Raw genomic sequence first — 21,400 nt, 5'->3', positions numbered from 1 at the left:
TCTTGCTTATTTAATGTTATTTCTTAATACCATATTGGGTACTTTTTCTTGAGCTAGCGCGTAGTCTTCTGGGATTCCAATATCAATAAAATCTGAGACTTCGCTATAAGCAATCAAGTTTAAGCTATTGATGTGTTTCATTAAAATATCAGTTTCGAATGAAAACTTTTGTGGCAGATTAAAATCATTAAATAATGACTTATTCAGCAAGTAAATACCTGCATTGATTAAGCCAGCACCTGCTTTGCCTTTTTCAGCAAAGCCCGTAATTTGGTTGCCATCAACAATGACTGTGCCATATCGGCCTGCATCAGCAACTTTAGCTACGGCTAAAAACAGTTTTGAGGTGTAATTCTTTGCAAATTTTATAAAGTTATTTAAGTCTGTCATGGCAAGCGTGTCACCATTTAAAACTAAAATTTCTTGTTCTGGAATCTGTTGGCAAGCATTCATAATCGCCCCACCAGTGCCAAGTGGTTCAGTTTCTACAATATAGTGAAGATTGATTTGATTGAATTTTGCGCCAAAGTAGCTTTGAATATGCTCGTGCATGTAGCCAACGGATAGATACACATCTTTTGCACCTTGGTTTTCCAGTTGCTGTAGCAGCCACCATAGAAATGGTTTGCCCTTCACATCTGCCAAGGGTTTTGGTAAATCTGGCACAACACTTTTAAGGCGCGTGCCAAAGCCGCCTGCTAGAATTAGAACCGGATGCATCATGTTGGTGCGTATTGTTCGCGCGGGAATATTTTAAGTTCTACTAAGCCGCAAATAATATGACCTAAGAGCAAATGACCTTCTTGCACTTTTGGCGTCTCAGGGGAGGGGATTTCAATAGAGAAATCGACTAAATCTGGACGGCTCCAGCCATTTTGACCTGTAAAGCCAATGACTTTCAAGCCTAGTTGTTTTGCTGTTTCCATCGCAGCTATAATGTTAGCTGATTTACCTGAGGTTGAATATGCCCAGAAAATATCTCCAGGCACACTTACCGCTTGAATTTGTCTAGAAAATAGCTTGTCGTAGCCATAATCATTGCCAATAGCCGTTAATATCGAGGTGTCCACTGTGAGTGCAAATGCGGCTAAACCAGGCCTGTCGTAATTAAAGCGACTGACGAACTCACCTGCAATATGTTGCGCATCTGCCGCACTGCCGCCATTACCAGCAAGTAAGACCTTATTTTTGTTGCCTAGAGCTGAACAAATTTCAGTCACGCAAACTTCAACTTGCGAAAGTAATTTCTCGTTGCTCAGAATGCTAGAAAACGTATTGATTGATTTTTCAATCTCTTGATTGATGAATGATCTCAAGCTTTTCTCCATGATTGTGTGCCGGTATCAGTAAAGTTACATGTTGATACTTGGCCGTTAAATTTAGAAAGTGCGCGCATCACATAAGGGCGTTGTGCTGGGTCAACAAAAAACATAATGAATCCACCCCCGCCTGCGCCTGAAACCTTACCCGCTTTAGCGCCAGCGGCAATAGCAGCATTATAGATCTCTTCTATCATCGGGTTGGAAATACTCTTAGCCATTTTCTTTTTAGATTCCCAACCATGCTGCATAGAAGCCGCAAAAGCATCGAAATCAGCTTTTAATATAGCTTCTTTCATACTGACGGCTTCCGCTTTAATTGCATGTAAAGGCTCTAAATATTTAGCATCACCGGTTTTTACATTAGACGTTTGCTCGTCAACAAGCTTAGCAGACTCTCTAGAAACGCCAGTGTAAAACAGCACTAATGATGACTCTAGTTCGGCTTTAATATGGGGCTTAATGCGAAGCGGGTTAACAATGACGCGATCTTTATAAAACTCCATAAAGTTTAAGCCACCGAAAGTAGCTGCGTATTGGTCTTGCTTCCCACCAGTTAAGCCTAAGTCATTACGCTCGATTTGATAAGCAAGTTGCGCAATTTCATATTCGCCTAACGGTAAGGAGAGCAGTTCGCAGAATGCCTGTACTAAGGCCACAACCATGGTGGAAGACGAGCCTAGACCTGAGCCTGGAGGTGCTTCGGAGTGGGTGATGATACTGAGCGATAGCGGTTTGTTGTTGTTGAAGTCCTTGATGATGCGGTTGTACACACCCACATGCAAATCTACACCAGAAACCCGTTCCAGTTTAGATGACATCTTACCAAACCAGCGATTATTATTATCCGCAGCAATCAGCTCCACATGGTCATCGAGACGACGTATGATGGTTGCGTAAGCATATTTATCTATAGTCACGTTTAGGACCAAACCGCCAAATTCGTCTGAGTAAGGGGATACATCTGTCCCACCACCTGCTAAACCTAGTCTTAGGGGGGCTCTAGCTCTTATTGTTGAATTGTCGTTATTCATATGACCATAGTTAATAATTTTTTAATTGAGTTAAATGCTTAGGCGTACTTTGGATTTGAGGATTCACTTTTAATGAAGCAAGCATTATGCCAAATTCAAGTAGGTAATTTTTGCGAAATTTTTACTAAGTTTAGACTAATTGTAGCTAATTTTCATCATGCCTATGAAAGTATACGCTGTTCGCAACTTAAAAATACAAAGATATTTACTCAGTATAACTATACATTTATGTAAGTTAAATATCAGGTGTTTTTAACAAAAATGAGGTTTCAATGATTAACTTTGTACAATACAAATCAATTACAAATTTGGTGTAGTCAGTACTGTTTTATGTGAATATAATTGAGACATTGTTAACTTACTAGATGATTGGTCATAATGAAAAAAGTTACTAAAGCAGTTTTCCCAGTTGCCGGTTTAGGCACACGTTTTTTGCCAGCTACCAAAGCAAATCCAAAAGAAATGCTACCCATTGTAGATAAGCCATTGATTCAATATGCAGTTGAAGAGGCAGTTGCGGCAGGAATTACTGATTTAATTTTTATTACAGGTAGAAATAAGCGTTCTATATCTGACCATTTTGATATGGCGTACGAGTTAGAGAATGAGCTTGAGCGTAACGGTAAAACCGAATTACTTAAAATAGTACAAAATATTGTTCCTAAAAACGTTAACTGTATTTATATTCGCCAAACGCAAGCTTTGGGTTTAGGCCATGCGGTGCGCTTAGCTAAGCCTGTGGTGAATGATGATGCATTTGCTGTGATTTTAGCGGATGATTTACTTGATGGTAAAACGCCTATCATGAAGCAAATGGTAGAGGCTTATGATTACTACCGTTGCTCACTTCTAGGCGTTGAGAATGTACCAGCAGATCAAACCAAGAGCTATGGTATTGTTGCAACCACGCCACTCAACAAAAATATTGAGCAAGTTTCAGCGATCGTAGAGAAGCCTGATCCAAAAGATGCACCATCTACATTGGCGGTGGTAGGACGTTATATTCTGACTCCTAGAATTTTCCATCACTTAGACAATGTGAAAGCTGGTGCCGGCGGTGAAATACAATTAACCGATGGTATTTCAGGATTGCTTACTGAAGAACAAATATTAGCGTACCGATTTGATGGTGTACGCTATGACTGTGGCTCTAAATTTGGTTATTTAGAAGCAACGATTCGTCTAGGACTAAAACATCCAGAAGTTTCTAAAGACTTACGTGCTTTGTTAGAGTCTATTGTGAATGATAAAAAGAAAGCTAGCTAAAGCTTGAGTTGGTTTTAAGTTTTAAAAAGTGCCCGCAGTGATGTGGGCATTTTTATTTCACTACATTGATTTTATTAAAAATTGTATAAACCAGCGACTTTAAGATGGTCTAACTTTTAACACAATTAAAATGCAGGGTTATCAATGATAGGTATTTTATTGGCGGCGGGTTTCTCCAGACGGTTTGGAATATCTGACAAACTTTTACAGGCTTTACCAGATGGTAACCCTATAGCACTGGCATCAGCTAAGAGGCTTATTGAGGCTATTCCACTTTCGATTGCAGTTGTTAGACCTGAAAATAAGGCGCTAGCGCTCTTGTTGCAAGATGCAGGGCTTAAGGTGTTTTTTTGTAGTGAGCAAGAGACAGAAATGGCAGATAGCTTATCTGCAGCAATTAAATTTTCTGCTAGTTTCAGTGAGTCTAGCGATGGTTTCGTGATTGCCTTGGCCGATATGCCGTATATTGACTCAAAGACTGCAGCTGCAATTGCGTCTAAACTGAGTGAGGGTGCATCTATCGTTGTGCCTACTTATCAAGGAAAACGTGGTCATCCCGTGGGATTTTCTGCTAAATTTCGGGCTGATCTTGAAAGTCTACATGGCGATGAGGGCGCGCGATCTATACTTAAACGTTACCCAGAAGAGGTTGTCTTTCTAGAGTGTGATGACTCAGGAATTCTGGCCGATATTGATACACCCGCAGACCTTAAACTTTAAGTGTTAGGCGGCGCAATACTCATAGATTGGGTTGATGGCGTTAGCCTTTAATTGTTGCGCTCGCACTTGAATAAGCTCAGCAAGTATCGCAATCGCGATTTCAGCAGGCGTACGACTGCCGATAGATAGACCAACAGGGCCATGCAATGTTGCAATCTCTGATTCAGTGAGGTCGAACATACGCATGCGCTCACGACGCTTTACTTGATTTTTGATTGAGCCCAGTGCTCCAACATAGAATGCATTGGATTTGAGTGCTTCAAGTAATGCCATATCATCTAGCTTGGGGTCATGTGTGACGGCCACAATGGCGGTGTAAGCATCGGGGTTTATTTCGACCACGGCATCGTCTGGCATTTCATAAATCCACTCAACGCCTTCTACATGCCACTCTGCACGAATATCTGCACGTGGGTCACAAATGAGCACGTCAAAATCCAGCACCTGCGCCATGCTTGCTAAAACAGAACCAAGTTGATTGGCGCCGATAATCAGCAAGCGCCACTGTGGGCCAAAGTAGCTATGAAACCAATCACCGTCAATTCTTGGCGGACCTTCAGGTAACACCTGATTAATCTTGACTTGTCCTGTACCCAGGCTAACGGAACGCTTGATTAACTTACGCTGCTCAATACTTTGCAGCAGCAATGACAAGTGAGCAGAGTCATTTAAAGGCTCCACAAATATCTGTAAACGACCTCCACAAGGGATACCAAATCGGTGCGCTTCATCATTGCTTACGCCGTATTCTAGTACCGTGGCTGATAGTGGTAATTCCTGATGGCGCGCTTTGTCGGCGAGGTCATCTTCAATACAGCCTCCCGAGACTGAGCCAATAAGATGCCCATCTTCGCGCACCACCAGTAATGCACCTGGTAGACGTGGTGCCGACCCCCAAGTATGCATCACGGTAAATAAATGTGCTTTATAGCCGCTATCTAGCCATTCAACAGCTCGGCTCAGCACTTCCCAATCAAGCGATTTCATTTTTTAAGCCAGTTGATTGCCAATTGGCAGGCTGCGTATACGCTTACCTGTCGCCGCAAAAATGGCATTGGTGACGGCAGGTGCTACCGGCGGCAAGCCTGGCTCACCGACACCACCCATTTTCTCAGTACTTTGCACAATGTACACTTCTACTTTAGGCATGTCGGCCATGCGCATCACCTTGTAGTCATGAAAGTTTGATTGTTCTACCATGCCATCTTTGAATGTGATCTCACTTTGCATTGCCGCACCAAGGCCAAAAGAAATAGACGACTCCATTTGTGCTTTCAGCGAATCTGGATTGACCGATAAGCCGCAATCAATCGCGCAGACCATACGGTGTACTTTGACTTCACCCTTATTGACTGAAACCTCTGCAATTTGTGTCACAAAGCTGCCGAAAGACTCATGCACCGCAATCCCGCGGAATACGCCTTTAGGTAAAGGCTTGCCCCAGCTTGCTTTCTCTGCGGCTAAGTTCAGTGCCGCCAAATGTCGCGGGTGATCTTTGAGTAATTCACGGCGATATTCTAGCGAATCTCTTTTTGCTGCATGTGCCAGTTCATCCACTAAGCTTTCCATAACGAAGGCAGAGTGGCTGTGACCAACTGAACGCCACCAGAGCACAGGAACGCCAGTTTTTGGAGTATGTAGGCTCACAAGGTGATTGGGCGTACCTTTTATATAAGGTGAGTCAGCAACGCCTTCAACAGAAGTCGCATCAACGCCATCTTTGATTTGGTAGGCTTCAAATGGTGTGCCTAACATAATGGACTGACCTACAGCTGTATGCTCCCATGCGACTGGTAAACCTTTAGCGTCAACACCAATTTTAGCTTTGTGTAGATACATAGGACGGTAGTAACCACCTTTAACATCATCCTCACGGCTCCATACAGTTTTCACTGGAACACCAGCAGCTTTAGCTACTTGAACGGCTTCAGAGACAAAATCTGCTGCTGGATTGGCGCGTCTGCCAAAACCACCGCCAAGGAATAAGGTATGTATCGTCACTTGCTCAGGCTTCAATCCTAGTATTTTTGCAGCAGCTAGTTGGTCGGTGCCTTGCATCTGCGTACCTGTCCATATTTCACAGGCGTCTTTACTGATTTTCACTGAGCAATTCAGCGGTTCCATCGGTGAGTGTGCTAAGTACGGTAAAACATATTCTGCTTCAACAGTTTTTGTGGCCTTAGATGCTGCTAATTTAAGATCTCCAGCTTTAGCAGCTGGTAACCCTTGGGTAGCAGCCATTTTACGGTACTCACTGACTAAGGCTTTTGAATCAAGACCTGCGTTTGGTCCTAAATTCCACTCTATTTTAAGCGCATCACGGCCTTGTTTTGCTGCCCAGTAATTGTCTGCAATCACAGCCACACCTGACGGCACTTGCACTACTTGTTGTACGCCTTTAATTTTCTTTGCCGCACTAGCATCAAAAGTCTTAACGGATCCGCCAAATACTGGAGAGCGAGCGACCATCGCGGTCATTAAGCCATCAAAGTGAACATCTTGACCGAAGATTGCCGTACCGTTTATTTTTTCAGGGCCATCAAGGCGTTTAGTGGCTTTGCCGATGATTTTCCAGTCTTTTGGTTGTTTCAGTGTGACAGTCTTTGGTGTTTCTAGCTTCGCTGCTGCTTCAGCTAAATCACCATAGCTGATTTTTTTATCGCCACTAATTGCGAAACCATTTTCTGTTTTGATACTTTCAGCCGCAACACCTAATTTCTTCGCAGCAGCACTGACCAGCAGTGCGCGGGTTAAGGCGCCGGCCTGACGATAACGGTCAAACTCAGACCAAGTCGTTGAGGAGCCACCAGTGATTTGAATACCATAAGCAGTGTGGATGTATTCTGGCGCGGCAGGTGCATGCATCACTTTAATATTGCTCAAGCTTACATCTAACTCCTCAGCAATCAACATTGGCAGTGTAGTCCAAATGCTTTGACCCATTTCACTGTGTGCCAACATGACTGTAATCGTGTTATCTGTATCTATGCGCAAGAAAGCATTTGGGGTTGGTAGTTTGCTAGCTTCTTCGCTGGCATTAGCCTCTGGAATACCAGGCAGCATAAAGCGCTTAGCATTGGGAATAGAGAAGGCTATCACTAGGCCACCAACGGTTAATGCAGTGGCTTTAATGAAGGTACGTCTTGAGATATTTAACGGTGAGTTCATGGTCGGCTCCTTAAGCTAACTTGTTGGCAGCTTCGTGAATAGCTGCACGAATTCTAGGGTAAGTGCCACAACGGCAAATATTGCCGCTCATTGCCGCATCTATATCGTCGTCTGTAGGTTTCTTATTACTAGTGAGCAGGGCGGTTGCCGCCATGATTTGACCAGATTGGCAGTAACCACACTGCACCACATCAACGGCACTCCATGCGGCTTGCACGGCTTGACCAACTTTATCATTTTGCATATGCTCGATAGTAGTGATTTTTTTGCCAACAGCCGCCGTAACTGGCGTTACGCAAGATCGTATAGCTTGGCCATCAAGATGCACTGTACAAGCACCACATTGCGCCATGCCGCAGCCAAACTTAGTACCAGTCAAATGTACAACATCTCGTAATGCCCATAATATTGGCATATCCTCTGGTGCATCGAGTTGTAGATCTTTACCGTTAATGTTCAAAGTAATCATGTTGGATTGTCCCTTCTTTGATTCTGCTTGTTTGATTTAGGCTTTATCTTTAAACGTAGCTTAGTCTTAATATATTTCGATTGTTAAATAGGTTTAATAATTTAACGTTAGTTTTGTTGATATTCGATACTATCGCATAGTGTTAGTTGTCATAGTGTGGAATAATTTGGAATTGATAATTCCAAATAGTGGATCAATTCGATATGCAAAATCAGTTAGACATGCTGCGCATTTTTAAAGTGGTCGCAGAGTCCACAAACTTTAGAGAAGCCTCTAAAAGACTAGGTATATCACCACAATCTGTGACTCGCGCGATAAAAGAACTCGAAGAGCTATTAGGCGAGCCACTTTTTTATAGGAGTACGCGTAATACCAGCATTACCGAATTTGGCAAGCAGATGGTATTAAAAAGTGAGAGCGTAATTGACCAAATGGATGCGCTGTTTCAGCTTAATAAAAGTCCCGAGACTCAGCAAATAGAAGGCTCGGTAAAAATCACCATGCCAAATTCGCTGGGGCGGAAATATTTGCTACCAGCGCTCATGGAGTTCATAAAAAATTACCCAGGCATCCAGCTTGACTTAAGATTCTCTGACTTAATCGATAATGTCGTAGCTGATCAGATGGATATTGGCGTGCGCATAGGATTCTTCGGTGAAAACCGAAATGTTGCAAGACGGGCAAGAGAAATTAAGTTTTATATCGTTGGCACTCCAGAGCTTGTTGCGAAGTACGGCGCACCTCATCAAGTGAGTGATTTATGTCAGATGCCGCATATCGGCCTAATTGACCAAAACACTGGCAGAATTTGGCCATGGTCTTTTGCAAGTGAACCAGATTGTTTGCCAACAGCGCCAGTGTTTATCACCGATGATCCTGAGGCGGAGTTGGAGGCGGTGCTTGCAGGTATAGGTTATGGCCAACTCGCTGATTTGCTGTGTGCAAAGTATATTCGCACAGGCCAGTTAGTCTCTGTATTGCCCGATCAGTCACCTGAACCTTGGGGTATTTATGTTTATCGCCCACAACGTGGCCCTGTGGCTGAGCGTGTCAGGTTGGTGTTTGATCACTTAGTTGAAACGCTGAGTAATGTGAGTTTATATTAAATTCATGCATATTAAATTTAGTAACTTTAAATTCAACAACTCTTAGTTTCTCGGATGAACAATCACGGTACATGTCATCCCCGCCACTAAAGTCAGATTTTTAGGTATTTCATCCAGCGTAATTCTTACAGGCACGCGTTGCGACAACCTTACCCAGTTAAAACTCGGATTAACGTTTGCAAGTAACCTCACATCTGTAGGGTTGTCTCGGTCAGTAATGCCGCGTGCAAAGCTTTCTACGTGGCCCTTTAAGATTTGATTAGAGCTAATTAACCTGATTTCTGCAGGGTCTCCTACTTGCATCAATGCGAGTTTATGTTCCTCAAAATAGCCGTATACCCAGAATGAGTGTTGGTCTATTACTGCCAGTTTAGGCGCGCCTATCTGGGCAAAATCCCCAGGTCGTACTACTAAGTTAGATACCCAGCCATCAACAGGTGAACGCACAACCGTACGTGATAAATTCAATTTAGCTAGATCTAATTCAGCCAAAGCGGCCTCATATTCTGCTCTGGCGCTAGTGGCTATCAATGAGCTATCTTCACGATTTTCTTGCGAGATGACTTGGTCATCAATTTCAGCCCGTCGTTTAGCCTGGCCTAGTTTCATAGTGAGCTCTACTTTGCGCTGCTCAACCAAGGCTTTTGTTTGGGCAACGGCTGTTTTGTAATGCTCAGTATCCACAGTAAACAGCACATCACCACGATGCACAAATTGGTTATCTCGCACCGCAACTGAGGTGACTAAACCGTTTACATCAGGGGCGATATTGACGATATCAGCCCTCACTCTTCCGTCGCGTGTCCATGGCGAATCCATGTAGCGCACCCAAAGCATACGGCCAAGTATAATGGCAGCAATCACGAGTGTCAGCGTAATTGATAATCGAATCAGTTTTTTGCTAAGGTCGTTCATTTTTCATTCCTATCAGTAAATCCAAAGCCCGCTCAAGGCGAACATGCAACCAAATGCCGCTAATCTAAATAGTGCCGGATACCAAATAAAACGGTATAGATGATAGCGTGTAAGTAACCAGTCTATGATGAGTGAGCCGCAGCTTGCGGCTAAAAAGCCAAATAACAAAGTAGGTACCAGCGCATCTAGGAGTGCTATTTCACGTGGCATGGTTAACTTTTCTCCTTAGTGGTCAGAACAGAAGTAGCCAGAACAGATTCTTCATCCAATAATGCGCTATGAATAAAGTGCAGCATAGAAAGCGCTTGGCGTCTAAGCTGATGTGCTGTTTCAGGCATTGCAATGTCTGTAGAGATGTCTGAAGTGAGGTTGTCAGTGGCATTCTCGATGGCCTTCAAAGCTTTCATGCGTAGTGCTTCAGTTGGTGTTTCATGCAGCGCGGCAATAGCTTCAAGCCCCGTCAGCAAGAGCTCGGAAAAATATGGATGATTAATTTCACGTTTAAGCTCTCGTAGCGCAATCACGGCGTGGCCAATTTCAAGCGTGGATAACAGCCAGTCAATGACCAATCTATCTTGCTCTTGTGCGACACGCTGTGCGCTGCCAGCACGCTGTACCAAATCGAAAGCGGCATTTTCTAATTGGACGCGCTTCATCATTAATGGACTGCGGCATGCCGTGACAATTAATTTACGTAAAGTTGTCGCAATGCGACGTCTAGACCATGCACTGCTACTAATATCAATGAGGCCATACATCACACCAGAAACAAGTACTGCCAATAAATCCGCAATTGCATCGTTAATAAAAGTCACTGGGTTAGCGTTGTACGCACTATTAAAGCCAATGTGCATTAAAAATACGATAAAAATGCCGGAACCAACAACTGCAATTGAAGGCTTGGTTGTTAACCAACTAGCAAAGAGTATGGTTGGCGTCACCGCCAATGCCAGCATCAAAAAGCCCTGTGCTTGAGTGAGTAAATGAAAATTGCAAATATAGGCCAGAATAGTCCCGATAATTGCGCCTGTCATGAATTGCTTGATGGTTTGATTAGGCGAGGGGGAGGTCGCAAAAAGCGTGCTAGTAATCACACCAATAGTGATGGCTTCAATCCCAGAGCGCCAGTCAGTCAATAACCATAAAGCCGTCATAATGCCAAGCGTCAATGTACCTCGCACTCCAGCTAAAGCAACTGCCACTGGGTCAAAATGCATTTCTAGCTTAGGTGGCGCTACCATTTCCTCTGTAACTGACTTACGTTCGTTATAGTTTACAGATGAATAAGTAACAGCATACGCATGCAGCTCATCTGCAAGACGCTGTAATAATTCAGCCCCAGTTTCAAAATCCAGTGATTCGCGATCACTCATATCCTGAGGTAACTGCATCCTGTAAACAGTTAGATGTTGAGTAAAAGTGCTTTGAAAAATGGTCAGCTGTTTTGTGACAATCGCAGCCTCTTGCTCATTAGCTGCGCTTTTCCCATCAAGTGTAATCGCCTCACTTAACTGTCGATACATGCTGATTAATGCTGCACCTACCTCAGGGTGACCATTGTTTCGTTGACGGCGTAGTAGCTCTTCTAGTGAATGGAAAGTCGTTGCCACAGCCATGAACTCGTTATTCACTTCACTGATACGTAAGCGGTTGTGTTTGGCACCGTCATTTTCCATGATGGCAGAGGCGCGAAAAGACTCCAGACTATAAATATCGCCTATAAATCTTAATAACACTTGTTTTGAGCTTTTAGTAGAGGAGGTTGAGCTTTGTGCAGTCGTGCGCAACAAGTCAGAAAAGTCACTGAAACGCAGTCTTACCTTAGTTTGTATTGCATCCCAGATACGTTGCGGAAAAACTAAGTCGCTGACCATAGTGGCGCATATCAGTCCTATCAATATTTCTGAAATTCGAGTGACCGCAATATTAAATGTGAGCTCAGGGCTGATAGCTGCAGGTAAGCCGACAATACATAGTGTGTAACCTGCCAACACAAATCCATAAGACTGATGATTTCGGTAAACCATGGAGCCAGCAGTGCACAAACCTATCCACAACGCCATACTCAGCAGAAATAATATGCGTTCTTGAGCAAATAAAGCCACGAGAATGAGTGATACGACAATCCCAACCAACGTACCCAATAAGCGGTAATAGCTTTTTGCGAACACCATACCAGAGCGCGACTGCATGACAATTGCCACCGTCAGCATGGCCGTGCGTGGCTGATCTAGCTCGAATCTTAGCGATAACCACATCGCAAGTAAGCTGGCTAACAGTACTTTTAACAGATAGCCAAAAATAGGCGCATCTTCTTTTAACCAATCGCTTAATGCGGCTCTACTAGTAACAAGCAGTCTATTTCTTCTGCCTTTGATTAATTGCAATACGCTCATGGCAAGGGCATCGCTTTAGCTGTAGTTTCATCAACTGTGCCACCGCCAAGCGCCCGCATCAAGCCAGCATAAGCATCTAATCGAACGGCTTGTAATTGCGTGCGTATTTCTTGTTGATGAATGACTATGTTATTGGTATCAAGCACATGCTGATAATTGCTTAAGCCGCCGCTATAACTTACTTCGGCTAAATGATGCGCTTTTTTTGCAGAAGCCAATGCCATATCAACCTCTTGGATTTGCTTGCGATTAGACTGCATAATCACTAACTGATCTGAAACATCTTGCAGCGCTTTCACGAGAACAGTATTGTAATTTTCTACCGCAATATCATAGCTAGCAGTTTTAGCTGATAAGTTTCCGCGTCGTCTTCCTCCATCAAATATCGGCAATGAAATTGCAGGGCCGGCGCCAGCAATACCTGCTGCGGTGCTAAGCAGTTGACCAAAGCCGAGTGCCTGAAAGCCAATAAATCCCATCAAGTTAATATTCGGATAAAAAGCTTTTTTTGCCCCTTCAATATTTTCTTGCGCTGCTTCCACATGCAAACGATGCGCTAGCACATCTGGCCTACGGCCAACTAGATTAGCTTGCAAAGTGTCTGGCAGCCCTGCGCTGGCTTCCAGTGTCATGGTTGGGCGGGTGATGCTGTCACCAGCGCCAGGTCCTTGACCTGATAACGCCGCTAATTGATTGCGCAGCAGCTTAATGTGCTCGTCAATCGCTTCAATTTTTGCCCTTGTCAATGGTAGCGGAGTTTCTGCTTCAATAACCTCCATCTCGGTGCCAAGTCCAGCTTTCATACTACGTTGTTTAATGGCTATGCGCTGTTTAACTTCATCCAAGTACTCTTCAGCAAGGTCACGTAATTGGTATTCCATAGCTAATTGAACATAGCTTCTAGTCACAGCATTAACGAGTTCAAGTTTAACCTGCTGAACTTCTAACTTGCTTGCATTCGTTTCATTAACCGAGGCATTCCAAATGCTTTCCTGCCTACCCCATAAATCAAGGTCATAGGCGATTGAAGCTGTCATTTTATTGTCCCAATCCCAATTGCCGGCGGATGGCGGAGGAATAAACTGTAACTCGGTAAAACGTTGACGAACTGCAGAAGCGTCACCACCGATATTAGGTAGTGTTTCGGCGTGTATGCTATCTGCATAGGCTTGTACTAGATTTACGCGACTTTGTGCCATGCGTAATGTTGGACTATCGCTCACTGCTTTATCAATTAAAGCATCCAGCTGCTGATCGTGATATGCCTTCCACCAATCTACCTTGGGCCACTCAATATGTGAGGCGGACGCTATGGCCTGACCAGACTTTAATGTGACAGCTTGAGTACTTTTCGCTTTTGGATTGATACCAGACATGCTGACACAGCCCACCAATGAAATCATCCCAGCCGCTGCAGTGATATTGCGTGCGGTGTGAATGACAGTGCTTCTATTAAATTTGTGAAATTTAAACATTGATATTTATTTAGTACGGTTCCGAACAATATGGGTAAAAAAACTAACGAGCTATTTCATTACATCAAGACCAGACGCTAGAACGTTAACATTAACCAGCAAACTTGCTCTCTGGTCAGTGTTAAGGAGCGACATGAGTGCGCTGACTTTTTTATAGTAATCTGGCAAAACTATATCTAACTTTTGTTGGCCTGCATCAGTTAGTTTAATGAGAAGTTTTCTGCGATCAACATCGTCTGTAATTCTGGTGACTAAGCCTTCTCTGACCAATCCATCAATAAATCCTGTCATTGTGGCTTTGGTTACACCAGCTTTTTCAGCTAAATCTGTTGGTGTCGAAGTCAGATCATCTTGACGCATCAATAACACAAGTACCCACCAGCGCCCTTGTAGCAGTTCATGTTTAGCTAGTAGTTTATCTAGCGCAGTTGAAATATCAGAAGATGCTCTAAGCAAGTTTACAAAATCAGAAATAGCCGCGATGTCAGCGTCTGGGTAACGCTTCACAAACTTTTCCAAGCTTTTAGAGGTAGGTAATTCTTTGAGTAATAACATAGTACGGATAATGATAATATGGTTCCGTACTTTAATGCAAGCTCAAAATAATAAAAATAGTTATTTTTATTAATATATTGCTGTTTAGTTAGAGCGGTAAGTTTAAATAGAGGCGCGTATCAGCGTGATGGCTGCATTTTTAGCGCGGCTAGCAGCACCTGAACCTGGACTTAATCTTTCAACTAATGCAGCACCTTCAAACAGAATAGTGAGCTGCTGACCTAATGCTTCAGGATCTTTTGCACCAGCTGTTGCTGCAATCTTAGATAAATAGCCTTGTAACTCAACGGCTAAAACTGCTGAATACTGGTTGATTGGGTGATCAGGCTCTGGAAACTCTACAGCCGCAATATGAAATGGCAGACCATGAAACTCAGGCGTCATAATCCATTGCTCAACGAGCTCGCATAGTGAAATCAAAATCTCAAGTGAAGTCGCTTTTTTAGAGACAAGACTTGAGTTTAACCATTCATAGAACCTATCTGACTTTTCTCTAAGGTAAGAGGTAATCAGTAGATTTTTGCTAGGGAAGTGCTTATAAAGCGTGGCTTTTGCAATGCCCGCCTCAGCAATGATCGTGTCTACCCCAGAAGCCTGAATGCCTCGGGACTCAAATAAGCTGGTAGCAGTCGCTAGTATTTTATCGCGCATTTTCATAATCGTTCCTTATAACCTATTTCCAGTGGAAACTACCGGATGCATGAGCTCCTGTGGGTATAGGCAATTAACGTAACCTAAAGCAAGTCTTAGATTTTCTACATGTTGTACTTCAACAACCCCTTTATTCACAAACATTAAAAAGGCTTGTCTTTGCTCTGGCGGTAACATTGCCGCTTGTGGTAACTGGCAAGTACCACTTTTCATTTTGTTGTAAGCAAGTAATAGCGTGCTCATAGTGACTGGGTCAGTACCTCTTGCTACAACCTCAGTCGCAACAGCTTCTGTTGATAATATCTGTGAGGTGTCATCCATGCGATGCGTTTTAGAGATTGGCACTGTTGTTAAACTCAGGCAAATCAAGATAGCCACAGCAAGAAGGCCTAATGAAAATAAGCGTTTATTTTTTTGAGCGCTTAAAAAGCTTTGTATCGATTGATTGACCAATGCCCATGCTTTATCAGAGCCGGTCTGTGATTGAACCTGAATTGCACCTATCGTCAAAAAAAGTAGTTGGTCATAAATAGTTTCAGGGTATTTGACCGAGGCTTTGTTGATAGCCACTTGAATTAACTCTTTGAGCGCATTCACGTCATCAAGCGTTAAGTCTAGTGGTTGACCATAGCTATTTTTTTTAGAAATTCTTTCTAAATTCCATCGGCTAAGTTGGCTGGAAAGCCGCAATAGGTGGGCATTAGAGGTTCTTTTATACGAGGCTAAGTTCTTTAATAAGCCTAATGAACCTAGATAGCCTATGTTCAAAAGTCTCAGACTCTCAGTTTGAAAACTATGAGTTTGGTTCAATGTAAATTACCCCTAAAAATTTACTTGCATATTTCAGAACTCTTCAAGTAGACTGTAAATAAATGAACAGACCTGTCTGAATATTACATTAACAATGAATAAAAAGCAATCGCAAAAAGAGACCGCAAAAGCAACGCAAGAACAAACCAAACGTACCCTTTAAAAATTTATTTTACATAGGATTATATATGCATATAGCAACTCACGATATTCAGCTGGCCGACTGGCGCAGCCATGCTTTAAAGCTGGAAAAGGAAGTGCAGAAAGTGATAGTAGGGCAAGATAAAGCCATACGTTTGATGAATATTGCTATCTTTGCACGTGGTCATGTGTTACTGGAAGGTGGCGTTGGTGTCGGTAAAACGACATTGCTGCAATCGATTGCCAGATGTATCGGTGGCGCTTATGAGCGTATTGAAGGCACGGTAGACCTGATGCCAAATGACCTGATTTACCACACTTATCTGGGTGAAGATGGTCGACCAAAGATTGATGAAGGTCCGTTGTTACGTGCAGGTGAAAACCTATCCGTATTTTTCTTCAATGAAATCAATCGCGCACGTCCGCAAGTACACGCTTTGATGCTGCGTGTAATGGCTGAACGTCATATCAGTGCTTTCAAAAAAGAATATCGTCTGCCGCACATGGTGGTATTTGCAGATCGTAACCAAGTCGAAAAAAATGAAACCTTTGAGATTCCATCGGCGGCACGTGACCGCTTTATGATGGAAATACCGATTGATATTCCAGCCGATAGAGAACTGCGTAAAGCGCTGATGTTTGATGTGAAGTTTCAGCATGCGGAAAGTCTGACCAAACAAGTTGAGTCAAACGTCTTGCAATTTGACCAGTTGAATGCATTCTCAGATGTGCTGCAAAGCCATATCAAATCTAGTGATGTGTTGGAAGAATATGCCTTGGATTTATGGGAATCTACACAAAATCCAGAAAAATTTGGCATTAAGCTCGATAGCGTTGATGTGAATCGCTTAATACATACCGGCGCTAGTCCGCGCGGTATGGGGATGTTGCTCAAAGCTGCACGTGTTAATGCTTGGTTAATGAACCGCGACAGTTTATATCCTGAAGATATTCATGCAGTATTCCATGAGTTAATCGCGCACCGATTGGTATTCAACAGCATGTATGAAAATCGCAGAACGCAATTGGCGCGCGAACTGACCACGCAGATTTTAAGTACAGTTGCGGTGCCTTCACAAGCTAAATCAGTTCAAGCAAAAGCAGCATGATTCCAGCTTACGCTAAACCGTTTTATTATCAAATTCCTTGGAAGTCTAGCAGCATCCATTTTGGTGAACACCGAGGCACGCAGCGTGGTTTAGGTTTTGAATTCAAAGGTAATGTACCTTTGATTGATTATCCTGATGCTAGGCGGGTGGACTTGCGCCAAACGTTGCGCGACCCCTATGAACAGGTGCAGGTGAAGTTGTTTAATCAAGACAATACCACGCCAATTTTTGCCGTTTGTGATGTATCAAGCTCTATGCAGTTTAAAGGGCAGGGCCGAAAATTAGACTTAGCAAAAGAAATCGCGGCATCAATTGCCTATTCAGCCTTTGATAAAAGCGATGTGTTCAGCTTTATTGCTTACAACAATCATGTGATTGAAGACCTTACGCTCAGTTTAAGTCATCACGTGCATCAATCATTTGAAGTGATTGAGCAGCTTGGCGAATACAAAAAAATGCGCGTTGGTTCTGAAGGCATACTCGAAGTGCCAGAGTATTTGAGTCAGAACAGAGGTTTGGTATTTTGGATTTCAGACTTTCACATGCCAATACCTATGATTGAGCAGGCTTTAAATGCGATGTCTGCACACCAAGTGATTCCTATCGTACTTTGGGATGATCATGAATACAAAAAGCTACCCAAGTTTGGTTTTGGCAACATGATCGATCCTGAAACTGGTTTGAATAGAACCATTTTCTTTCGTGAAGCAATTCGAGCGCAATTTGAGGAAGTTTTTGCAGCAAGAAAACAAGCGCTGGAAGCTTTATTCACACGTTTTGACAGTCAGGCGATTTATATCAGTGGCAAGTACGACCCAGATGTGATGTCACATTATTTTGAACAGATGATGGCTTAAATGAAGAGAATGATGAAAAACTCAATAATGAAATCAATGATAGTTGTCAGCTTGTCGCTGTTTGCGTCACTGGCGTTTGGGCAGGCCACAGATGTCAAAATTCTAAACGCGATCAATCCGCCCACTAGCAATAACATACAAATGGGTGATGTGCTAAGCCGCAGCATAGAGGTTGAAGTGGACGCCGCCTATCAACTACCTAAAGCTTCATTGCCGATGAAAGGCGAAAGCAGGAATGGCATTGAGCTGCGCGATGTAAGTGTGCAGACATCTAAAGGCAGTAGCACAACTATTTATAAAATCACACTAAGTTATCAAGTGTTTGTAAGCGCGGCAAAGCCTGTAGTCATGCAGTTACCTGATGAACATCTGGCGCTTATAGGTGGTGCAAAAGCATTATCGATTGATATTCCAGCATGGAAATTTTGGTATACGCCACTGGTTGCAGAGGGTATTCCTAACGCAAAAGATAATATGCAGCCACAATCTAAGCCTGCACTGATTGATTTGAGTATGCATGACGCTCGGCTTTGGGCGGCGTTGACTTTACTAGTAATAGGTTTGCTTGGTCTGGTTTATGTGAATGCCGATAAACGCTGGTTGCCGTTTATGAATGGAGCCTTTGCCCAAGCGCATCGCAATATTAAAAAGCTAGGGCATGAGCAAGCCGCTAATAAGAATGCCTTGATGTATATGCACCAAGCATTTAATAAAATTTACGGTGCAAATCTCTTTGCAAACGAGCTAGAACACTTTTTATCGGCTAATCCAAAGTTCTTGAAAATGAAGCAGGAAATAGCCCAATTTTTTGAGCAGTCGAATGCGGCCTTATTTGCCAGTCGAGCAGCAAACGCTATTCAACTACAAGAGCTTAAAACACTCAGCAAGCGTTTAAGAGATTGTGAGCGGGGCGTTTAATGACTCTATTGCAACCATGGGCACTATTGCTGCTGCCACTTGTAGTCGCGCCGTTTGTGTTTAAAAGCCATCAAGGTCAAATGTATTCTTGGCTTGAAATTATGCCGAAAGACAGGGTTTCTGAAATCGCAAACCTCGTTGTAAAGACGATCACTTCACTAATTTTATTAAGTATTATCTTGGCTTTGGCTTCGCCTCAAGGAGCGAGTAGAAAAGAGCAAAAAGTAGGTAAAGGTGCGCAAACAGTTTTAGTGATTGACCGCAGTGTGAGTATGGATCATCCATTCGCAGGGCAAACTACCAGCGGCCGTGCGGCAGAAATTAAATCCGCAGCCGCACGAAGGTTGATTACAGATTTTATCGACTCGCGCCCAGATGACATGATGGGCGTTGTTGGTTTCACTAACTCTGCGCTATATGGCATGAAAATTACCACAAACCGCGATGCCATACACGCGGCCATTAATGCCGCGACAGGCTCTGCGCTGAATCAAACCAATATTGGCGCAGGTATAACTGAAGCAGTAAATTTATTTGATAACATCCAAAGCTCTGGCTCACGCGCAGTGATATTACTTTCAGATGGAGCGGGTAAGTTAAGTCCGCGCGTTAAGCTAAAAATCTCACAATACTTTATTGACAAGAAGTTGAATCTCTACTGGATTGTGTTGCGCGAGCCGGATGACATCAGCATTTTTACTAAAGAGACCTACAGCGAGGACAAAGTACCTGATTCCATTGTGCTGGATCAATATTTTAAATCACTCAAAATCAAATATAAAGCGTTTGAGGCGGATAACCCAACGGCTCTGCAGTCAGCCCTGCAATACATCGACTCGAAAGAAAAAAATATGATTCAGTATACGGTGAGTATTCCTGGGCATGATTACTCGAATAACCTCATCGTGCTTGCGTTGATGTTAAGCCTATTGATATTCGTCATCAAAAATCTAAAGGTACACTCATGGTAAAACATATCAAAAATAGCAATGTGATATTTGGGACATTTCTCGCTATTGGCTTAATAGGTGCGGGTTATGAAGCTTATCAAATCCATCACATCACAAAGGTGAATCAGACGGTTGCAGCGGGGCAATTGGTGACTGATGATGCTTATCCATATTTGCAAAAATTCACCGCAGCTTATGACCAAGGCAATAAAAAAGACTATAAACACGCCGTACAGACCTACGGGCAACTTTTAGAGACGCAACCATCGCTACATGATCAGGCGAAGATCCAATACAACATCGGCAACAACCTGTTTGTATTTGGCTTGATTCGAAGAATTAATGATGATGGCACGCTACAAGATGAAGCGCGCTACGCCTACACGCAAGCAAAAATGGCTTATGAGCAGTCGTTGAGAATTGAGCCGCAAGACCGTGCAGCGAAATTTAATCTAAGCCTGTTGCATTCTGTGATGGCGAACAATATGAAGCCCGCGCCTAAAGACCAATCCACCATGGAACTGAGCAATTTGCCGATAGGTTTGCCATGAAAAAAATACTACCATTTTTGAAAGACAACCATGAAACACTGCTCTATGTGGCAGCGTTTGGTTTGCTGTTGTTAGCGCTTTTTAAGCCAGATATTCAACTAAAGCAAGAAGTGCATAATTACTTGTTGGTCGCTGACGTATCACAAAGCATGAATGCAGAAGATGAAAAATTGAATAATCAGCCAGTTAGCCGATTAGCCTACACGCGGCAACTCATGAAGAAAGTTGTGCAAACCTCGCCTTGCGGCACTTACTTTAGCGTAGGAATTTTCGCCTCAGATAATGTTGCCTTGCTGATTACACCGCTAGAAGTATGCACCAATCTAGATGTGATTACAGATTCGATCGATCACTTGGAATGGCGCATGGCTTGGAAAGGTAATAGTCGTTTAAGTTTTGGCGTACGTGCTGCGGCCAATACTTTCGACTCATTAAATGTGCCAGCGCAAATGCTATTCTTTACGGATGGTGATGAAGCGCCAAGAGTCAATGTCACCATCAAGCAAGATCTGAGCGGTATTCAAATTGGCAAAAACTTTGTATTCGTCGGGGTTGGCGGCAATACTAAAGTTGGCGTACCAAGATTCAACTCTGCAAATAAACGTGTTGGCTACTGGCCGATTAGCGACAATAATAATGCAGGGGCGGTAGGTGTGACTTATTCTGATCCTAGCCAAGATGAGCCGGATCCTTCTGTGGCCTCAGCTGAATATGACCGCTTTTTATCACAGCTAGAAGAGGAGTATTTAATCTCGCTCGCAGGAGAAATTAAGGCTAAATATATCAAAGGCCAAGACAATTCAGCTTTTTATGATTTTGTACAAAAACAAAAACCAGCAGCGAGTTTTGTGACATCTTACTCTATGCGATGGGTTTACTTACTTTTGGCTATTCTGTTAATTCTTTCAACATTTATACCGAATATTCTAGCTAGATCAACATTGGGAGCACGGTTTAATTTTTAACTCTAATGATGAGTAATATTAAATA

At 43.1% G+C, this 21,400-nt stretch carries 22 protein-coding genes; 9 read left to right on the top strand and 13 right to left on the bottom strand.

Annotated elements, in window-relative coordinates; genetic code table 11:
• Positions 1-6: 6 nt before the first annotated feature.
• From M301_RS11340 to M301_RS11330, 3 genes are read right to left on the bottom strand one after another with little or no spacing between them, the layout of a single operon-like run.
• Positions 7-723 (bottom strand): nucleotidyltransferase family protein, encoded by a 717-nt coding sequence (locus tag M301_RS11340; RefSeq protein WP_013148923.1) that lies wholly within the window; start codon positions 721-723, stop codon positions 7-9.
• Complete coding sequence (locus tag M301_RS11335; RefSeq protein WP_238524638.1) at positions 720-1,316, bottom strand: D-sedoheptulose-7-phosphate isomerase; 597 nt, start codon at positions 1,314-1,316, stop codon at positions 720-722. The genes M301_RS11340 and M301_RS11335 overlap by 4 nt, the downstream gene beginning before the upstream one ends.
• Positions 1,313-2,353 (bottom strand): GHMP family kinase ATP-binding protein, encoded by a 1,041-nt coding sequence (locus M301_RS11330; RefSeq protein ID WP_013148921.1) that lies wholly within the window; start codon positions 2,351-2,353, stop codon positions 1,313-1,315. Before M301_RS11330 ends, M301_RS11335 begins: the two co-directional genes overlap by 4 nt.
• A gap of 378 nt (positions 2,354-2,731) precedes the next feature.
• On the opposite strand from M301_RS11330, the gene galU reads away from it, so the two are divergent.
• Both galU and M301_RS11320 read left to right on the top strand, forming a co-directional pair.
• Positions 2,732-3,619 (top strand): UTP--glucose-1-phosphate uridylyltransferase GalU, encoded by an 888-nt coding sequence (gene galU / locus M301_RS11325; RefSeq protein WP_013148919.1) that lies wholly within the window; start codon positions 2,732-2,734, stop codon positions 3,617-3,619.
• Between the two features lie 144 nt (positions 3,620-3,763).
• Positions 3,764-4,339 (top strand): nucleotidyltransferase family protein, encoded by a 576-nt coding sequence (locus M301_RS11320; protein ID WP_013148918.1) that lies wholly within the window; start codon positions 3,764-3,766, stop codon positions 4,337-4,339.
• Between the two features lie 3 nt (positions 4,340-4,342).
• Here M301_RS11320 and M301_RS11315 read toward each other — a convergent pair whose 3' ends face one another.
• Genes M301_RS11315 through M301_RS11305 form a run of 3 tightly spaced genes read right to left on the bottom strand, consistent with a single transcriptional unit; the run spans position 4,343 to position 7,976 of the window.
• Entirely contained in the window at positions 4,343-5,326 is a 984-nt protein-coding gene (locus tag M301_RS11315; protein WP_013148917.1) for an XdhC family protein, read from the bottom strand.
• Between the two features lie 3 nt (positions 5,327-5,329).
• The gene (locus tag M301_RS11310) at positions 5,330-7,507 is read right to left on the bottom strand and encodes a xanthine dehydrogenase family protein molybdopterin-binding subunit (RefSeq protein ID WP_013148916.1); all 2,178 of its coding nucleotides are present in this window, start codon (positions 7,505-7,507) and stop codon (positions 5,330-5,332) included.
• A gap of 10 nt (positions 7,508-7,517) precedes the next feature.
• Entirely contained in the window at positions 7,518-7,976 is a 459-nt protein-coding gene (locus M301_RS11305) for a (2Fe-2S)-binding protein (protein WP_013148915.1), read from the bottom strand.
• Positions 7,977-8,179: 203 nt separating this feature from the next.
• Between M301_RS11305 and M301_RS11300 the strand changes: the two genes are divergently transcribed.
• The gene (locus M301_RS11300; protein WP_013148914.1) at positions 8,180-9,082 is read left to right on the top strand and encodes a LysR family transcriptional regulator; all 903 of its coding nucleotides are present in this window, start codon (positions 8,180-8,182) and stop codon (positions 9,080-9,082) included.
• Positions 9,083-9,124: 42 nt separating this feature from the next.
• Here the strand turns inward: M301_RS11300 and M301_RS11295 are convergent, their stop codons facing one another.
• The 7 genes from M301_RS11295 to M301_RS11265 all read right to left on the bottom strand — a co-directional run bounded on the left by M301_RS11295 (position 9,125) and on the right by M301_RS11265 (position 15,842).
• Positions 9,125-9,997, bottom strand: coding sequence for an efflux RND transporter periplasmic adaptor subunit (locus M301_RS11295; protein ID WP_013148913.1), 873 nt, complete (start codon positions 9,995-9,997; stop codon positions 9,125-9,127).
• 12 nt (positions 9,998-10,009) lie between these two features.
• On the bottom strand, positions 10,010-10,207 hold the full coding sequence (locus tag M301_RS11290) for a DUF1656 domain-containing protein (protein WP_013148912.1): 198 nt from the start codon (positions 10,205-10,207) through the stop codon (positions 10,010-10,012).
• 2 nt (positions 10,208-10,209) lie between these two features.
• Positions 10,210-12,393: an FUSC family protein gene (locus M301_RS11285; protein WP_013148911.1), complete on the bottom strand. Its 2,184-nt coding sequence runs from the start codon at positions 12,391-12,393 to the stop codon at positions 10,210-10,212.
• The gene (locus tag M301_RS11280; protein WP_013148910.1) at positions 12,390-13,868 is read right to left on the bottom strand and encodes an efflux transporter outer membrane subunit; all 1,479 of its coding nucleotides are present in this window, start codon (positions 13,866-13,868) and stop codon (positions 12,390-12,392) included. The genes M301_RS11285 and M301_RS11280 overlap by 4 nt, the downstream gene beginning before the upstream one ends.
• A 51-nt stretch (positions 13,869-13,919) precedes the next feature.
• On the bottom strand, positions 13,920-14,423 hold the full coding sequence (locus tag M301_RS11275) for a MarR family winged helix-turn-helix transcriptional regulator (RefSeq protein WP_013148909.1): 504 nt from the start codon (positions 14,421-14,423) through the stop codon (positions 13,920-13,922).
• 102 nt (positions 14,424-14,525) lie between these two features.
• Complete coding sequence (locus M301_RS11270) at positions 14,526-15,080, bottom strand: TetR/AcrR family transcriptional regulator (protein ID WP_013148908.1); 555 nt, start codon at positions 15,078-15,080, stop codon at positions 14,526-14,528.
• A gap of 9 nt (positions 15,081-15,089) precedes the next feature.
• Positions 15,090-15,842 carry a hypothetical protein gene (locus M301_RS11265; protein WP_013148907.1) on the bottom strand — a complete coding sequence of 251 codons (753 nt, stop codon included), beginning with the start codon at positions 15,840-15,842 and terminating at the stop codon, positions 15,090-15,092.
• A gap of 230 nt (positions 15,843-16,072) precedes the next feature.
• Between M301_RS11265 and M301_RS11260 the strand changes: the two genes are divergently transcribed.
• Genes M301_RS11260 through M301_RS11235 form a run of 6 tightly spaced genes read left to right on the top strand, consistent with a single transcriptional unit; the run spans position 16,073 to position 21,375 of the window.
• A complete protein-coding gene (locus M301_RS11260) occupies positions 16,073-17,134 on the top strand; it encodes an AAA family ATPase (RefSeq protein WP_013148906.1) in 1,062 nt (353 codons plus the stop codon).
• Positions 17,131-17,991, top strand: a complete 861-nt coding sequence (locus M301_RS11255) for a DUF58 domain-containing protein (RefSeq protein ID WP_013148905.1) — start codon at positions 17,131-17,133, stop codon at positions 17,989-17,991. Before M301_RS11260 ends, M301_RS11255 begins: the two co-directional genes overlap by 4 nt.
• A gap of 27 nt (positions 17,992-18,018) precedes the next feature.
• On the top strand, positions 18,019-18,909 hold the full coding sequence (locus M301_RS11250; protein ID WP_238524637.1) for a nonribosomal peptide synthetase MxaA: 891 nt from the start codon (positions 18,019-18,021) through the stop codon (positions 18,907-18,909).
• Positions 18,909-19,880: a vWA domain-containing protein gene (locus M301_RS11245; protein ID WP_013148903.1), complete on the top strand. Its 972-nt coding sequence runs from the start codon at positions 18,909-18,911 to the stop codon at positions 19,878-19,880. The genes M301_RS11250 and M301_RS11245 overlap by 1 nt, the downstream gene beginning before the upstream one ends.
• Positions 19,874-20,410, top strand: coding sequence for a hypothetical protein (locus M301_RS11240; protein ID WP_013148902.1), 537 nt, complete (start codon positions 19,874-19,876; stop codon positions 20,408-20,410). The genes M301_RS11245 and M301_RS11240 overlap by 7 nt, the downstream gene beginning before the upstream one ends.
• Positions 20,407-21,375 (top strand): vWA domain-containing protein, encoded by a 969-nt coding sequence (locus M301_RS11235; protein ID WP_013148901.1) that lies wholly within the window; start codon positions 20,407-20,409, stop codon positions 21,373-21,375. Before M301_RS11240 ends, M301_RS11235 begins: the two co-directional genes overlap by 4 nt.
• The last annotated feature ends 25 nt before the right edge of the window (positions 21,376-21,400 follow it).

The sequence above is a fragment of the Methylotenera versatilis 301 genome (assembly GCF_000093025.1).
Classification (GTDB): domain Bacteria; phylum Pseudomonadota; class Gammaproteobacteria; order Burkholderiales; family Methylophilaceae; genus Methylotenera; species Methylotenera versatilis.
This window is presented reverse-complemented; position numbering and strand designations above follow the sequence as displayed.

Bases quoted from the DNA above. Each gene is read 5' to 3' on its own strand.
- M301_RS11235 (WP_013148901.1), top strand. From the start codon at position 20,407: ATGAAAAAAATACTACCATTTTTGAAAGACAACCATGAAACACTGCTC.
- M301_RS11295 (WP_013148913.1), bottom strand. From the start codon at position 9,997: ATGAACGACCTTAGCAAAAAACTGATTCGATTATCAATTACGCTGACA.
- M301_RS11240 (WP_013148902.1), top strand. From the start codon at position 19,874: ATGGTAAAACATATCAAAAATAGCAATGTGATATTTGGGACATTTCTC.
- M301_RS11290 (WP_013148912.1), bottom strand. From the start codon at position 10,207: ATGCCACGTGAAATAGCACTCCTAGATGCGCTGGTACCTACTTTGTTA.
- M301_RS11340 (WP_013148923.1), bottom strand. From the start codon at position 723: ATGATGCATCCGGTTCTAATTCTAGCAGGCGGCTTTGGCACGCGCCTT.
- M301_RS11260 (WP_013148906.1), top strand. From the start codon at position 16,073: ATGCATATAGCAACTCACGATATTCAGCTGGCCGACTGGCGCAGCCAT.
- M301_RS11270 (WP_013148908.1), bottom strand. From the start codon at position 15,080: ATGAAAATGCGCGATAAAATACTAGCGACTGCTACCAGCTTATTTGAG.
- M301_RS11245 (WP_013148903.1), top strand. From the start codon at position 18,909: ATGACTCTATTGCAACCATGGGCACTATTGCTGCTGCCACTTGTAGTC.
- M301_RS11285 (WP_013148911.1), bottom strand. From the start codon at position 12,393: ATGAGCGTATTGCAATTAATCAAAGGCAGAAGAAATAGACTGCTTGTT.
- M301_RS11320 (WP_013148918.1), top strand. From the start codon at position 3,764: ATGATAGGTATTTTATTGGCGGCGGGTTTCTCCAGACGGTTTGGAATA.
- M301_RS11255 (WP_013148905.1), top strand. From the start codon at position 17,131: ATGATTCCAGCTTACGCTAAACCGTTTTATTATCAAATTCCTTGGAAG.
- M301_RS11315 (WP_013148917.1), bottom strand. From the start codon at position 5,326: ATGAAATCGCTTGATTGGGAAGTGCTGAGCCGAGCTGTTGAATGGCTA.
- M301_RS11305 (WP_013148915.1), bottom strand. From the start codon at position 7,976: ATGATTACTTTGAACATTAACGGTAAAGATCTACAACTCGATGCACCA.
- M301_RS11310 (WP_013148916.1), bottom strand. From the start codon at position 7,507: ATGAACTCACCGTTAAATATCTCAAGACGTACCTTCATTAAAGCCACT.
- M301_RS11280 (WP_013148910.1), bottom strand. From the start codon at position 13,868: ATGTTTAAATTTCACAAATTTAATAGAAGCACTGTCATTCACACCGCA.
- galU (WP_013148919.1), top strand. From the start codon at position 2,732: ATGAAAAAAGTTACTAAAGCAGTTTTCCCAGTTGCCGGTTTAGGCACA.
- M301_RS11250 (WP_238524637.1), top strand. From the start codon at position 18,019: ATGAAATCAATGATAGTTGTCAGCTTGTCGCTGTTTGCGTCACTGGCG.
- M301_RS11300 (WP_013148914.1), top strand. From the start codon at position 8,180: ATGCAAAATCAGTTAGACATGCTGCGCATTTTTAAAGTGGTCGCAGAG.
- M301_RS11330 (WP_013148921.1), bottom strand. From the start codon at position 2,353: ATGAATAACGACAATTCAACAATAAGAGCTAGAGCCCCCCTAAGACTA.
- M301_RS11275 (WP_013148909.1), bottom strand. From the start codon at position 14,423: ATGTTATTACTCAAAGAATTACCTACCTCTAAAAGCTTGGAAAAGTTT.